This window comes from Nonomuraea sp. AD125B, assembly GCF_041402765.1.
GTDB classification, from domain to species: Bacteria; Actinomycetota; Actinomycetes; order Streptosporangiales; family Streptosporangiaceae; genus Nonomuraea; species Nonomuraea bangladeshensis.
Genome location: NZ_JBGLOU010000002.1, coordinates 785,437 through 799,420, shown reverse-complemented (window position 1 = coordinate 799,420; position 13,984 = coordinate 785,437). Strand labels below are relative to the sequence as shown.

General features: G+C 72.8%; 14 protein-coding genes. 9 read left to right on the top strand and 5 right to left on the bottom strand.

The annotated features are described in order from the left end of the window. Positions 1-46: 46 nt before the first annotated feature. Both ACBR40_RS08715 and ACBR40_RS08710 read left to right on the top strand, forming a co-directional pair. Complete coding sequence (locus ACBR40_RS08715) at positions 47-1,099, top strand: sensor histidine kinase (protein ID WP_371248237.1); 1,053 nt, start codon at positions 47-49, stop codon at positions 1,097-1,099. A 13-nt stretch (positions 1,100-1,112) separates the two neighbouring features. Then, positions 1,113-1,763 (top strand): response regulator, encoded by a 651-nt coding sequence (locus tag ACBR40_RS08710; RefSeq protein ID WP_371248236.1) that lies wholly within the window; start codon positions 1,113-1,115, stop codon positions 1,761-1,763. On the opposite strand, the gene ACBR40_RS08705 is transcribed toward ACBR40_RS08710, so the two are convergent. From ACBR40_RS08705 to ACBR40_RS08695, 3 genes are read right to left on the bottom strand one after another with little or no spacing between them, the layout of a single operon-like run. Then, positions 1,760-2,701 (bottom strand): CU044_5270 family protein, encoded by a 942-nt coding sequence (locus tag ACBR40_RS08705; RefSeq protein WP_371248235.1) that lies wholly within the window; start codon positions 2,699-2,701, stop codon positions 1,760-1,762. The genes ACBR40_RS08710 and ACBR40_RS08705 overlap by 4 nt on opposite strands. Next, the gene (locus ACBR40_RS08700; RefSeq protein WP_371248234.1) at positions 2,698-3,276 is read right to left on the bottom strand and encodes an RNA polymerase sigma factor; all 579 of its coding nucleotides are present in this window, start codon (positions 3,274-3,276) and stop codon (positions 2,698-2,700) included. The genes ACBR40_RS08705 and ACBR40_RS08700 overlap by 4 nt, the downstream gene beginning before the upstream one ends. Positions 3,277-3,315: 39 nt before the next feature. Next, positions 3,316-4,797, bottom strand: coding sequence for a hypothetical protein (locus tag ACBR40_RS08695; protein WP_371248233.1), 1,482 nt, complete (start codon positions 4,795-4,797; stop codon positions 3,316-3,318). Between the two features lie 139 nt (positions 4,798-4,936). On the opposite strand from ACBR40_RS08695, the gene ACBR40_RS08690 reads away from it, so the two are divergent. The 3 genes from ACBR40_RS08690 to ACBR40_RS08680 are packed head-to-tail and all read left to right on the top strand — an operon-like array spanning position 4,937 to position 7,279. After that, positions 4,937-5,599: a response regulator transcription factor gene (locus ACBR40_RS08690; protein ID WP_371248232.1), complete on the top strand. Its 663-nt coding sequence runs from the start codon at positions 4,937-4,939 to the stop codon at positions 5,597-5,599. Continuing rightward, positions 5,596-6,693 (top strand): sensor histidine kinase, encoded by a 1,098-nt coding sequence (locus tag ACBR40_RS08685; protein ID WP_371248231.1) that lies wholly within the window; start codon positions 5,596-5,598, stop codon positions 6,691-6,693. Before ACBR40_RS08690 ends, ACBR40_RS08685 begins: the two co-directional genes overlap by 4 nt. Positions 6,694-6,745: 52 nt before the next feature. After that, the gene (locus tag ACBR40_RS08680) at positions 6,746-7,279 is read left to right on the top strand and encodes a MerR family transcriptional regulator (protein ID WP_371248229.1); all 534 of its coding nucleotides are present in this window, start codon (positions 6,746-6,748) and stop codon (positions 7,277-7,279) included. Here ACBR40_RS08680 and ACBR40_RS08675 read toward each other — a convergent pair. Further along, a complete protein-coding gene (locus ACBR40_RS08675) occupies positions 7,269-7,574 on the bottom strand; it encodes an antibiotic biosynthesis monooxygenase (protein WP_371248228.1) in 306 nt (101 codons plus the stop codon). The genes ACBR40_RS08680 and ACBR40_RS08675 overlap by 11 nt on opposite strands. 213 nt (positions 7,575-7,787) lie before the next feature. Between ACBR40_RS08675 and ACBR40_RS08670 the strand changes: the two genes are divergently transcribed. From ACBR40_RS08670 to ACBR40_RS08660, 3 genes are read left to right on the top strand one after another with little or no spacing between them, the layout of a single operon-like run. Continuing rightward, positions 7,788-10,136, top strand: a complete 2,349-nt coding sequence (locus ACBR40_RS08670) for a beta-galactosidase (protein ID WP_371248227.1) — start codon at positions 7,788-7,790, stop codon at positions 10,134-10,136. After that, entirely contained in the window at positions 10,133-10,771 is a 639-nt protein-coding gene (locus tag ACBR40_RS08665; RefSeq protein ID WP_371248226.1) for a bifunctional 4-hydroxy-2-oxoglutarate aldolase/2-dehydro-3-deoxy-phosphogluconate aldolase, read from the top strand. The genes ACBR40_RS08670 and ACBR40_RS08665 overlap by 4 nt, the downstream gene beginning before the upstream one ends. Next, the gene (locus ACBR40_RS08660) at positions 10,764-11,720 is read left to right on the top strand and encodes a sugar kinase (RefSeq protein WP_344207321.1); all 957 of its coding nucleotides are present in this window, start codon (positions 10,764-10,766) and stop codon (positions 11,718-11,720) included. The genes ACBR40_RS08665 and ACBR40_RS08660 overlap by 8 nt, the downstream gene beginning before the upstream one ends. A 23-nt stretch (positions 11,721-11,743) precedes the next feature. Here the strand turns inward: ACBR40_RS08660 and ACBR40_RS08655 are convergent, their stop codons facing one another. Further along, positions 11,744-12,463 carry a FadR/GntR family transcriptional regulator gene (locus ACBR40_RS08655; RefSeq protein WP_344207322.1) on the bottom strand — a complete coding sequence of 240 codons (720 nt, stop codon included), beginning with the start codon at positions 12,461-12,463 and terminating at the stop codon, positions 11,744-11,746. Positions 12,464-12,643: 180 nt separating this feature from the next. On the opposite strand from ACBR40_RS08655, the gene ACBR40_RS08650 reads away from it, so the two are divergent. Beyond that, positions 12,644-13,978, top strand: a complete 1,335-nt coding sequence (locus ACBR40_RS08650; RefSeq protein ID WP_371248225.1) for an ABC transporter substrate-binding protein — start codon at positions 12,644-12,646, stop codon at positions 13,976-13,978. The last annotated feature ends 6 nt before the right edge of the window (positions 13,979-13,984 follow it).

Genomic DNA, 13,984 nt, shown 5'->3' with positions numbered 1-13,984 from the left:
GCGGCTGGTCGGCAGGCTGCCGAAGGGAACCCGGCTGGACGTCCTGGTGGTCGTCATCGCCGCCATCGTCCTCATCGCCGTCACCCTGCTGGAGAAGCGGTTTCCGGCTCCTGGGCTGCCGGTGGTGGCCGGGTTGAGCGTGGCGGGCTGCCTGCCGGTGCTGATCTGGCGCAGGCTGCCCCTCACCGCCGCCGTCCTGTCGGCCGGGGTGGCGCTGGTCGGCATGGTCGTGCCGGGGTGGCCGGGGCGGCTGGTCGCCACCTGCCTGTTCTGCGCGGCCGCCGCCCATCGGACCCGGCGGCCGTGGCTGGTCCTGGCCGCCTCCGTCGTCTGGGTGGTCATCTACGGGACGCTGCTGCCCCAGTCGATCGGGGCCGCCACGCTGACCGACCTGATCGTCCTGGGCGTCGCCCCCGTGGCGGTCGGCCGCATGCTGAGGCTGCACGCCGAGCGGGCCGCGCAGGCGGCACGGCTCGACCACGCCGAGGCCAGGCGCGCGCTCGCCGAGGAACGCGCCGGGCTCGCCCGGGACGTGCACGACAGCGTCGGCCACCACCTCACCGCGATCCGCATCCAGGCCACGGCCACCCGCCGGGCCCTGCGCGGCCGGACGCCCGCCGCCGACAAGGCGCTCGGCACCATCGCCGACCTGTCGTCCTCCGCGCTGGAAGAGGTACGCGCCCTCCTCGACACCCTCCGCGAGACCTCCGCGGAACCCGACCAGGGAGACCTCGAAGAGCTGGCCCACCGGCTCTCCACTCCGCACCTGCGGATCTCGGTCCACCGGACGGGCCACGGCACCCCGCTGCCGCCCGGCGTGAGCCGTACGGTCTACCGCATCGTGCAGGAGGCGCTCACCAACGCCGCCCGCCACTCGGGAGCCACCGAGGTGGAGGTGCGGGTCCGGCGCGGCCGGGCCGCGGTGGCGGTCTCGATCTCCGACGACGGCCACGCCCGCGCCGGGGCGGAGGGGCGCGGCATCAGAGGCATGCGCGAACGTGCGCAGCGGCACGGCGGCACCCTCACGGCGGGCCCCGGCCCGCGGCACGGCTGGCTGGTCGAGGCCACCGTCCCGATCGACGCACCACCGGAGCTCTGAAGGAGGAAGTGGCGTGACCATCCGGGTGTTGATCGCCGACGACCAGCCGGCCGTACGCGAAGCCTTGATCTTGACGCTGGACGGCGAGCCCGACATCGAGGTCGTCGGTGAGGCGGCCGACGGGGCCGAGGCCGTGCACCTGGCGCTGTGGCGGCGGCCCGACGTGGTCGTGATGGACCTGCGCATGCCCTACGTCGACGGGATCGCCGCGATCCGGCAGCTCGCCGAGGTGGAGACGCCGCCGAGGGTGCTGGCGCTGACGACGTTCGACACCGACGAGTACCTGTTCGGGGCGCTCCAGTCGGGGGCCTCGGGGTTCCTGCTGAAGGACAGCGACCCCGAGCTGCTGCTGGAGGCCGTACGGGCGCTGCACGGCGGGCACGGACTGGTGGACCCGAAGGTCACCACCCGGCTGATCCACCGTTTCGCACGGCTGTCGCCCGCGTCGGCCGCCGACGCGCGGCAGCGGCTGACCACCCGTGAGCTGGAGGTGCTCCGCCAACTGGCCCGGGGGCTCAGCAACGCGGAGATCGCCCGTGCCCTCACCATCGAGGAGGGCACGGTCAAGACCCACGTCGCCAGCATCCTGCGCAAACTCGGGCTGCCCTCACGGGTGCGCGCCGTCATCTACGCCTACGAGCACGGCCTCGCTCCGCGCGACTAGACGCAGCCTTTCCGCTTCACGGACGTGGACCAGGCCGGGAGCACGTCGGTGAGCTGAGGGCGGCTGAGGGACCAGACTTCGCGCCCGTGCCCCGGCACGAGCTCCTGGCCGCCCAGGAGGACGTAGGAGCTCCTGTCGAAGATGAGGGATTCGCGGGAGAGGGCGCCCCCGGGGCCGCGGTCGTCCACCCGGGTCACGGCGATGCCCGATCGGCCGGTGGCGTCCTTGAGCTCCTCCGTCTCGATGCCCGGCAGAGTCGCGGCGATCTTGAAGATGGCCGCCTGCTGCTCGGGCGGGACCGGGCTGCCGAGGAGGTTGATGACGGCGTTCCAGGTCCGGGCCGCGGCGTCCTTGCCGGCGGTCATCGGGTGTTCGGCCAGCTTGCGCCGGAGCTGCTCCTGGTCGGTCGGCCACTTCCGGAGGTCGGCGTAGGCGGGCCGTCCGGCGCCGCGTTCGGGGCAGCGGGTCAGGAGTTCCTGGTACTCGGGGTTCTGCGGCCTGGATTTGGGCGGCTTGTGCCAGAGGAGTCCGGGGCGGGAGCCGTCGACGGACTCCCAGACCTCGCCCGTGACGTGGCGCGGGCCGACATTGGGGACCCCGTTCTCGCTGCGGGTCTCCGCGATCCGCTCGTAGTGGAGGTACTGGTCGTCGCGGGGCTCCGGCCACGGAGCGGCGGTCGCGGCCTCGGCCGCCAGCCGCAGGACCTCGGCGGCGCTCGCGGGCGCGGCGGAGCCGAACGTCTGCACGGCGATCACTCCCGCGGCCATCGCCGCGACCAGCCCGCCCGCCAGCGACACGCGCCGCAGCCCGACCGGCCGCCGCTTCGTACGGGCTTCGGCCAGCAGGGCGGTACGGGCGGGAGCCAGGCGCTCCGCCGTGGGGTGCGGCTGGTCGGCGAACAGGTCGCGCAGTTCGGCCAGGTCGGTCCGGTCGTTCATGAGGTCTGCTCCGTCGTGGGGTCGGTGCTGCCGAGGACGTCGCGGACGATGGCCCGCGCGCGGTTGAGGCGGGAACGCACGGTCCCGATCGGGATGGACAGGGCGTCGGCGACCTCCTCGTAGGTGAGGTCGGCCCAGGCCACGAGTAAGAGGACGTCGCGGTCGCGGCTCTTGAGCGAGGCGAGCGCCCGGGCGAGCGGCCGGCGGACGGCGTGCGCGCTCGCCCGCTCAAGGGCTTGTTCGGCAGCGTCGCCGGCGTCGGGGAGCGCGCCCACTTTCGCGTACGCCTTGTAGCGGTGTGTCTCGGCCCGCCGATGGCGGCGGATGAAGTTGGTCGCGAAGCCGTACAGCCAGGGAAGGGCCTCCAGCCGGGCGGTGTCGTAGTCGCGGCGCTGCCGGAACGCGGCGAGGAACGTCTCGGAGACGACGTCGTCGGCCGCGTCGTCGCCGAGCCGGCGGGCCACATATCGGTGGATCTGTCCGGCGTGCCGGTCGAACAGCAGGGCGAAGTCCTCGGGATCTCGCCATGACCGTTCGATCAGCTCGGCGTCGGACAGGGTCGTGCTGAGCGGCATGTGGTTGAGCCTTTTCAAGGAAGTAGTGTCGCCCGTCTTTCACCTGAGCCGGGAATCGAGTTCACGGCGTGCTCTCCTGCCGTGTGCGGCGATCGCGGCCGCGAGCGCGAAGGCGGCATATCCGCACGTCACCGCCAAACCCGCCCACGGCGAGAGCGGGTAGTAGCCCCCGAGCAGTGACGGACCGACGTCCACGTGCGCGAACGTGGGGACGCTCTGCGTGATCGCGAACCCGGCGGCGGGAGTGACCACCAGCAGCCACGGAGCCAGGCCCGCGATCCCCAGCCCGTACGGCACGACGACCAGCGCGACGGACAGCCCGGCAGCGACGGCACCCCGCCTGACCAGCGCGGCCAGGCCCAGGGCCAGCACGGCTGCGGCCGCGGTCAGCGCCGCGTGGCCGACGACCACCCGGAGCCCGGTGGCCAGGGTGATCGGCTGGATCGGGTTCTGATGGGCGCGCAACAGCGTCAGACCGGCGGGGACCACCACCCCCGAGGTCACCAGCCCCGCCACGAACGCGACCGCGCCGAGCACCACGGCCCGGGCCACCAGCCGCCGCGCCCGGCGCTCCGCCGCGCAGAACGTCACCGCCGCCACGAGCACCGGGATCAGCCCCACGGCCCCGCCGATCAGCATGAGGTCGGCGCGGATGCCGCCCTCCACGGTGGCGGGCCCGATGTCGCCGCCGCCGGTCACGATGAGCTTGCCGCCGGACTCGACGACCCCGCCCGGGTGGTGCGGGGTCCTGCCGTCGGACTCCAGGCCGACGCCGACGTCGTCGTGCCGCCACGAGCCGTCCGCGCCCTGCAGCGTGATCCGGTCGAAGGTGGCGGTGGCCTGGGCGAAGGCTTTCGCCATGTCCCACAGGACGCCCGGCGAGGTGGCGAACAGCCCGATCTCGACCGTCTCCGGCAGCCCGGCCAGCTCGACCGTGCCGATCCGGGTCCACGTCCTGCCGTCGTCCGACTCGTAGCCGCTGATCGTGTCGCCCGACCTGGTCAATCTCAGCCACTGCGGGCCGTTGTGAGGACCGCCGGGGATGTCGTGGACGTAGTTGTGCTGCATCCGCACGCCGTGAGCTCCGGTGAGCATGACGGCGGCGTACGGTGTGCCCTGCTTGAGGCTCTGCCTCACGAGGAGGCCGGCCTTGGCCCAGGGCACCACTCCTTCCGCGACGTTGCGCACGCCGGGCACGACGTCCGGCAGCCGCAGCTGCCCGGTCAGGTCCGAGACGCGGGCGGTGATGCCGCCGTTCCCCTTGAGCGGCTGGTGCACGAAGTAGTACTTGTCCTTGACCGCCGTGCCGTCGGGTCCCAGCAGCGGCGCGGGACAGGGGCCTTCGCCCTTGCCGGTCACGCAGGTGGTGCGGACGCCCCCGGCGATCAGCAGCCCGAGCGACACGGTGACCAGCACGGAGGCCGCCATCGCGAGCAGCAGGCCGCGCGAGGAGCGGAGCCTGGCCCACTCCGCGCGCAGCGCCTGGGAGAAGCCGTCCTGTCCGGCCGTGGATGATCTCATGGCGACGGTTGTACGCGGCGTCCGGTTCCAGCCGGGTCGCACCGGCTGCGACCCGGCTGGAACCCGGCGTCTGGCATCGTGGGCGCATGGCTCCTCCACCCACCGGACGGCCCGCCCGCACGAGGATCGGCGGCGGGCGGTGAGGGTCCTCGTCGTGGAGGACTTCGAGGTCCTCGCCCGCTCGATCGGCACCGGGCTGCGCCGCGAGGGCATGGCCGTGGACGTCGTCCTGGACGGCGGCGCCGCCCTCGACCGGCTGGCCGTCACCCGCTACGACGTGGTGATCCTCGACCGCGACCTGCCCGGCGTCCACGGGGACGAGATCTGCCGGCGGCTCGCCCACGACCGCTGCGAGAGCCGCGTGCTGATGCTCACCGCCTCCGGCACGGTCGAGGACCGCGTCGCCGGGCTCGGCCTCGGCGCCGACGACTACCTGCCCAAGCCGTTCGCGTTCGCCGAGCTGGTCGCCCGCGTCCGCGCGCTGGCCCGCCGCGCCACCCCGCCGCTCCCGCCCACCCTGGCGCACGGGGACCTCACCCTCGATCCGGCCCGCCGCACCGTGTTCCGGGCCGGCCGGCGACTTGAGCTGAGTCCTCGCGAGTTCGCCCTGCTCGAATGCCTGCTGGCCGTGCCCGGCCTGGTCATCTCGGCCGAGGAGCTGCTGGAGCGCGTCTGGGACGAGGCCGCCGACCCCTTCAGCAGCGCCGTCAAGCACACCGTGCACCGGCTGCGGGCCAAGCTCGGCGACCCGCCCGTGATCGAGACCGTCCGCGAGGGCGGCTACCGCATCGGGCCGTCATGACCCGGCTCGCCAGAAGGTCCCTGCGGAAGCGGCTCGCCCTCGCCTACGCGGCGGGCGTCTACGCCGCCGGAGTCCTCGTCCTCGTCGTCGTCGACCTCCCGCTCGCCACCGTCCAGGCGACCAAACCCGCGGGCCATTCCTCCGCGAGCGCGACCGCCGCAGCCGGGCCGGGCATCAGCCTGCCCCAGCTCCTCGTGGGGTCCGCCGTCGCCCTGGTCCTGCTGATCCCGGTCGCGCTGGCCCTCGGCTGGTACGTCGCCGGCCAGTTCCTGCAGCCGCTGCGCGCCATCACCGCCACCGCCGAAGTCATCTCGGCGGGCAACCTGCACCGGCGCCTGGACCTCGGCGAGCCCGTGGACGAGCTGACCGCGCTCGGCCACACCCTGGACGACCTGTTCGCCCGCCTGGAGGCGTCCTTCGACGCCCAGCGTCACTTCGTCGCCAACGCCTCGCACGAGCTGCGCACGCCGCTCGCCGGTCTGCGTACCCTCCTCGAAGTCGCCCTCGCCGACCCCGACGCCGACGCGGAGGCCCTGCGCGCGGCCTGCGAGGAGGCCCTGGCTCTCGGCGGGCACCAGGAGCGGCTGGTCGGAGCGCTGCTCGCCCTGGCCACGAGCGAGCGCGGCGTCACCCGCCAGGACACCCTCGACCTCGCCCACCTCGTCGAGGAAGCGCTCGCCACCCGCCGCGACCAGGCGACGGAGAACGGCATCGACCTCGCCGCGCACCTGACGCCCGCCGTGACGGCGGGAGACCCGGGACTGATCGAAAGCCTCGTCACCAACCTCCTCGACAACGCCGTCCGTCACAACCACCCGGGCGGGCACGTGAAGGTCACCACGCGGACCGTCGGCACGCAGGTGGCCCTGACGGTCGCCAACAGCGGGCCGGTCATCCCCGAGGACCAGGTCCAGCGCCTCTTCCACCCCTTCCAGCGGCTGGCGCCCGACCGGCACGGCGACCGCGACGGCTACGGCCTCGGCCTCGCCATCGTCGACGCCGTCACGCGGGCTCACCGCGCCACCCTCGTCACCGAGGCGCGCCCCGAGGGCGGTCTGTCCATCACCGTACGATTCGACAGCGCCGCCCCCTGAAGGAGTGCGCCTTGACCCTCACACCGTGTCAGGCGGTCAACTCGGAGCCATCATGTTCGCCATCGGAGACTTCGCCCGGCACGGCCGCGTCTCGGTCCGGATGCTGCGTCATTACGACGCGACCGGCCTGCTGCGCCCGGCCCACGTCGACCCGGCCACGGGCTACTGCTACTACACGGCCGCCCAGCTGGCCCGGCTCAACCGCGTCATCGCGCTCAAGGACCTCGGCTTCACCCTCCGGCAGGTTCAGCTGATCCTGGACGAGAAGGTGACCACCGAGGAGCTGCGCGCCATGCTCCGGCTGCGGCGTGCCGAGCTGGAGGCGGCGATGACGGCCGCGGCGGCCCGGCTGGCCCAGGTCGAGGCGAGGCTCCGCTCGATCGAGAGCGAGGGGCAGATGGCGGCGACGGTCATGCACCGCGGCTCGATGGACGCCGTCCTGCCCACCGTCCAGACCCTGGGCCGCTGGATCGACGCCCACGGTTACCGCTCGATCGGCTATCCCCGCGAGATCAACCTGGAATTCCCTGACGACCACGACGAGTGGGTCACCGAGCTCCAGGAACCGGTCACCGTCAGAGGTTGACCGCGACCTCGTGGTGCGTGACGCGTTCGTCCCACCGGATCAGGGCGCGGCGGGCCGCGTCTTCGACGACGGCCTGCTCCGGGTCGTCCCCGGCGAACGCGCGCACGTCCTCCATGCCGGCGAAGAACGTGATGGAGGTGAACATCACTTCCTGATCGTCGTGGTGGCGCAGCAGCCGGGCGCCTCGGAAGCCGGTGACCTGCTGGAGATGCTCGGCCACCTCGGACTCGTAGTGGCGCTGATAGTCGTCGGCCGTCGCTGTCGGGGCCCATCCTCGCCATGTTCGCGCGATCATGCGGTGCACCTGGCCTTCCTTGTTCTCGCCCGCGTCTCAGGGTCGGGGGCTCATGCCGGCGAAGACTGCTTGGAGCACCCGATCGTAGTACGCGGGCGTCAGCGGCTCGTGGGAGATCGAACTGCCCCTGCTCCCTGGCGAGAAGCGCTCTCCAGCTGGTTCGGCTCGCTCAACTAGTAGTATTTATTCGCAGAGTCATAGTACTGTGCGGCTGTGCGACGACTCGACATCCCGCGACAGATCCCCCCGCCCGCGGAAGGCCACCTGCGGCTGGGCGATCTCCCCGACCAGCCCGACGCGATCACCGTGAACTCCCGGCACCTGAGCCGGAGAGGCAGACCGTGGTTCCCGATCATGGGAGAGTTCCACTACGGCCGCTACCCGGCGGCCGAATGGCGGGAAGAGCTGCTGAAGGTGCGGGCGGGCGGGGTGACGGTCGTCGCCACGTACGTCTTCTGGATCCTGCACGAGGAGCGGCGCGGCCTCTTCGACTGGAGCGGCGACCGCGACCTGCGCCGATTCGTGACCACCTGCGCCGAGCTGGGGCTCGACGTGGTGGCGCGGATCGGGCCGTGGGGGCACGGGGAGTCGCGCAACGGCGGCTTCCCCGACTGGGTGCTGGAGGCCGACTGCGTGCCACGGACCGACGACCCCCGCTACCTCGAACTGGTCCGGCCGCTGTTCGAGCAGATCGGCGCCCAGCTCGCCGGCCTGACCCGCGAGCACGGCGGCCCCGTGGTCGCGGTGCAGGTGGAGAACGAGCTGTACGACCAGCCGGACCATCTCCTCACGCTCAAGCGTATGGCGAAGGCGGCCGGCATCGACGCGCCGCTGTGGACGGCGACCGGCTGGGGGCACGCGCAGTTGCCGCCGGACGAATTGATCCCGCTGTTCGGCGGGTACTCGGAGGCCGCGTGGGACACCGCCCATGACGGCTGGCCGCAGCAGAGCCGGGCCCACTACTTCTTCGGGCCCGGCCGGGACGACGACTCCATCGGCGCGGACCTGCGCACCACCGAGGTGACCGGCTCGGACGAGAGCCATCTGGCGCGCTACCCGTTCGCCACCTGCGAGCTGGGCGGCGGGATGTACACCTCCTACCACCGCCGGCCGATCGTGAAGGCGCCCGACATCGCCGCGCTGGGGCTGGTGAAGCTGGGCAGTGGTTCGGTGTGGCAGGGCTACTACATGTACCACGGGGCGTCCCAGAAGATCGGCGCGCTGTCCACGCTGCAGGAGTCGCACGCCACCGGCTACCCCAACGACTGCCCGGTGATCAGCTACGACTTCCAGGCGCCGCTCGGGGAGTACGGCCAGTTCCGCGACTCCTTCCACCACCTGCGGCTGCAGCATCTGTGGCTGGCCGCCGACGGCCCGGACCTGGCCACCATGACGCTGGTGATGCCGCCGGACGCCCCCGACGACACCGCCGACCGGGAGACGTTGCGCTGGTGCGTACGCTCCAATGGCCGCTCGGGTTTCCTGTTCGTCAACAACCACCAGCCGGTCGAGACCCTGCCCGCCCACGAGGACGTGCGGTTCACGGTCGAGCTGGACGGCCGCGAGCTCGTCGTGCCGCGTGAGCCGGTGTCGGTGCCGTCCGGGGCGTACTTCGTCTGGCCGCTCGCGCGTCCGGTCGGCGGCAGCCTGCTGCTGACCGCCACCGCGCAGCCCATGGGGGTGCTGGACGCCGACGAGCCGGTCCACGTCTTCTGCCAGACCGCCGGCGTCCCGGTGGAGCTCGTCTTCGACGCCGCCACCGTCGCCGAGGCCGAGGGCCCCGCGACCGTGGAGCGCGACGGCGACCGCCTCGTGATCACCGGCCTCGTCCCGGGCCCCGGCTGCCTGGTGCGGGTGCGCGACGCGTCCGGCGCCCGCGCGGCCGTCCTGGTCCTGGACACCGCCACGGCCCTGACCGCGGCCCGGGGAACGCTCTGGGGAGCTGACCGGCTGGTGCTGAGTGAGCGGCCGGTGGTGATCGAGGAGGACCGCCTGGTGGTGTACGGCCAGGGCTCCTCCGACGTGCGGATCCACCCCGCTCCGGACTCCGCGCCGCGGACCGACGGCGTGTTCGGCCTGCTGCCGGCGCCCGCCGCCGGCCAGGTGCCCGAGGCGAAGGTGGAGGAGGTCAGGCAGGCGGGCCCGGCCCGGCGACCGGTGATCGACGCCGCCTCCGGCCGGGCCTCCGCCCCCACCGACGCGGACTTCGAACAGGCCGCGGTGTACCGGATCACCGTCCCCGCGGAGGCTTTCGCGGGCGAGGGGGAGGTGCTGCTGCGCCTGGACTGGGCCGGTGACGTCGGCCGCGCCTACGTCGGCGGCCGGCTGGTTGCCGACCAGTTCTGGTACGGCCCCGCCTGGGAGATCGGGCTGCGCCGCTTCCGCGAGGAGATCCTGGAGCACGGCATCGAGGTGCGGCTGCTGCCGCTGAGCGAGGACGCCCCTGTGTTCATCTCGCCGGAGGCGCGGCCCGCCGCCTACCCGGGCGGCTCCGTCCTGGAGCTGCGCTCGGTCACCCTCGTCCCGGTTCCCCGCACCGTGATCACCGAGGACGGCCGATGACGACACTGGACGACGCGCTGGCCGCTCTGCCCGTCATCGCCATCATCAGGGCCGCCGACTCCCGCCACCTCAACGCCGTGCTGGAGACCCTCGCCGGCGCCGGCGTCCGCGCGATGGAGGTCACCATGACGACTCCCGGCGCGGCCGAGGCCATCCGATGGGCCGCCGGGGGCGGGCTTCCCGGAGTGGCGATCGGGGCGGGCACGGTGCTCGACGCGGACGCGGCCCGCCAGGCCGTGCACGCCGGCGCCGGTTACCTGATCACGCCGGCCGTGCTGCCCGAGGTGATCGGCGAAGGCCGGCGGCTCGGCGTCCCCGTCCTGCCGGGGGCGTTCACGCCGACGGAGATCCTGCAGGCGTGGTCGCAAGGGGCCGCCATGGTCAAGGTCTTCCCGGCGGGCGCGGCGGGCGGCCCCGGCTACATCAAGGACGTACGTGCCCCGCTGCCGCAGATCCCGCTGGTGCCGACGGGCGGCATCGGCATCGGGGACGTGCCGGGCTACCTGCGGGCCGGGGCGCGGGCCGTGGGGATGGGCTCGCCGCTGCTGGGCGACGCGTGCGCGGACGGCGACACGGCGGCGCTGGCCGCCCGCGCCGAACGGCTGGTCGAGACCGTCAGAGGCTCCGATGGGTGAGCTGGTCACCCTGGGCGAGGCGATGGCGGTGACGCGGGTGTCCGGCATCGGCCCGCCGTCGCCCGGCGCCGCGGCCACGCTGTCGTACGCGGGCGCGGAGGCGACCGTCGCCATCGGGGTGTCCAGGCTGGGACACCGCGCCACCTGGCTGGGGCGGCTCGGCCGGGACGCGGCGGCCGACATGATCCTGACCTCGCTGCGGGGCGAGGGCGTGGACGTCTCCCGTGCCGTCCGGGACGACGACCGGCCCACCGGGCAGATGACGCGTCACCGGCGGACCGCCGACCGGGTGGTGGTCGCCTACCACCGCAAGGACGGAGCCGGGGTGCGGCTGTCGCCCGGCGACGTCGCCGCCGAGGCGATCAGTTCGGCGGACGTGCTGCACCTGACGGGGATCACGCCGGCGCTCGGCCCCGGACCCGCGGCCGCCGTGGAGCGGGCGCTGGCGGTCGCCGAGGAAACGAACGTGCCGGTCAGCTTCGACGTCAACTACCGGTCCCTGCTGTGGCCGCCCGAACAGGCCGGCGAGGTGCTGCGGCGGCTCGCCGGCCGGGCGGAGGTGGTGTTCGCCGGCCTGGAGGAGGCGCGGCTCGTCGTGAACGGGCCGCCGGCGGGGGACGACCCGGCCGTGCTGGCCCGGCTGCTGCTGGAGCTGGGGCCGCGCGAGGTCGTCATCAAGCTGGGGCGCGAGGGCGCGTACGTCACCGACGGCGACGAGGCGCTGCGGGTGCCCGCCCGCCAGGTCACCGAGGTGGACCCGGTCGGGGCGGGCGACGCCTTCGTCGCGGGTTACCTGGCCGGGCGGCTGGACGGGCTCGGCCTGGCCGGGCGGGCGGAGCTCGGCGTGACGTGCGGCGCGTTCGCCGTGGCGACGTGGGGCGACTGGGAGGGGCTGCCGCGGCGGCGCGAGCTGGACCTGCTGGCGGCGGGTGACGGTGTGGCCCGCTGACGCTCGGAGAACAGGCCGGACGATCAGGGTCCGGCCTGTTCTCCGTGCACCTTCTTGGCCAGCTCGACGTCCGCGATCGAGCGCTCGATGAGCGCCCGCATCGCGGCCTCGGCCGCCCTGGGCCGCTGCTTGCGCACGGCGAGCAGCACCTCGGCGTGCTTGTCGGCGGACTCGCTGGTGAGCGTCGCGTGCACGAACTGGTCGCGCAGCCGCAGCCCCGCCTCGATCGCGGTGGCCATCTGCGCCATCAGCTCGTTGTGCGCGGCGCGCAGCAGGGCGTGGTGGAAGCCCAGGTCGGCCTCCACGTGATCGACGGCCGGCCTGCCCGCCGCGATCCGCATGGCGGCCAGCGCGTCCTCCAGATCGGCCAGGTCACGGTCGGTGCGGCGCTGCGCCGCCATGCGCGCCACGGCCGGCTCGACGGTGAGCCGCACCTCGCCCAGCTCGTCCAGGAACGTCTCGTCCACCCGGTCGGCGAAGCGCCAGCGCAGCACGTCGGCGTCAAGCAGCGCCCAGTGCTCACGCGCCGCCACGAAGGTGCCCCGCCTGGGCCGGGCTCCGACCAGCCCCTTGGCGGCCAGCACGCGCAGCGCCTCGCGCACGGCCGTCCTGCTCACGGAGAAACGCTCCTGCAGCGCCGCCATGTCGAGGTCGTCGTCAGGGGAGATGTCGCCGTTGACGATGGCCGCGCCCAGGCTGTTGACCACCCGGTCGTGCGCGCCGGCTCTCCCGATCTCCGTCATGCCGGAATCATGCCACGCCCGCACTCCGCGCCGCCGTCCTCATAGATCGCTGATGCCTCCGCTGATCATACTAGTCTAAAAAGTAATCGTATTTATTGTTGACTTTGACGAGGTGGGGCGGCATTCTGCTCGTCAAGTCCCGTATCTGGGCATCTCACACCCCCAACGAAGGAGTCGACGATGAGCGACGTGACGCGCCGGGCCTTCCTGCGTCGGACCGGTCTGATCGGCGGTGGTCTGCTCGCCGCGCCGGTGCTCGGCGCCTGCGGCGGCGGGGCCGGCGGTGGCCAGGCGGTCACGTCGGGCGCGGTGACGATCGGCTTCTGGACGCACGACCCGGGCTACGTGAAGACCTTCACGGCCTCGGCCAAGCGGCTCAGCGACACGCCGGGCGGCGCCTTCGACTACACGCTGAAGACCACCCAGGCCGACAGCGAGGCCCTGGTCACCAAGATGGTCTCGCAGGGCGCGGCCGGCACCGGGACCCCCGACATGATCGGCATCGTGATCAGCGTCTTCCCGCGGGTCATGACCGGCGGCATCGGCAAGCAGCTCCTGCTCGACCTGGACGGCCTCGTCGCCCCCGTCAAGGACGACCTGCTGCGCACCGCCCCGTACAGCATCGACGGCAAGCTGTACGCGCTGGAGTCCGACACCTGTCTCAGCGTCCTGTACTACCGCGAGGACGAGTTCAAGAAGAACGGCATCCCGGAGGACGTCGGCACCTGGGAGGAGCTGGCGGAGATCGGCGCCCGCCTGCACCAGAAGACCGGGCAGTCGCTGGGCATCGTCGGCACGGGCGACAACACCTCCATCACGAACATGTTCCTGCAGTTGCTGCTGCAGCGTGGCGGCGGTTACTTCGACCAGGGCGGCAACCTCGTCCTGGATTCGCCGGAGGCCGTCGAGGTGCTCGACTTCATGGCCAAGGGCGTCGCCAGCGGCTTCCTCCTGGCCCTGCCCGACCCGTACGGCGCCCCGAACACCGCCGCCCTCAAGAACGACAAGCTCATCGCCACCGTGATGCCGAACTGGTACAACGTCTACGGCCTGCAGGCCAACGTGCCCGAGCAGAAGGGCAAGTGGCGCATCCGCAACCTGCCCAAGTTCGCGGGCGGCGGCCACATCGCCTCCGCGCTCGGCGGCACCGGCTTCGCCGTGCTCAAGGACAAGCCCAACACCGCGGCCGCCACCGAGCTGCTCAAGCAGACCTACCTGACCAAGGAAGGGCAGCTGCTGCGCTTCCAGCAGGGCGGCTTCCTGCCCACGCTCAAGCCGCTGTACCAGGACAAGGACTTCCTCGACTTCGAGGACGAGTACCTGGGCGGGCAGCGGCTGTTCGACGTCTACACCCCCGCCTCCCAGGACAGCCCGGTCTTCTACCAGAACGCCCAGCTGAACGTGCTCATCGAAGCGCTCGGCGGCCCCATGCTGGAGACGCTGCAGGGCAAGAAGAAGCCCGCCGAGGCGATCAAGGAGGCGACGGCCGCCTACACCAGCAAGAAGGGCAACTGACGTGCT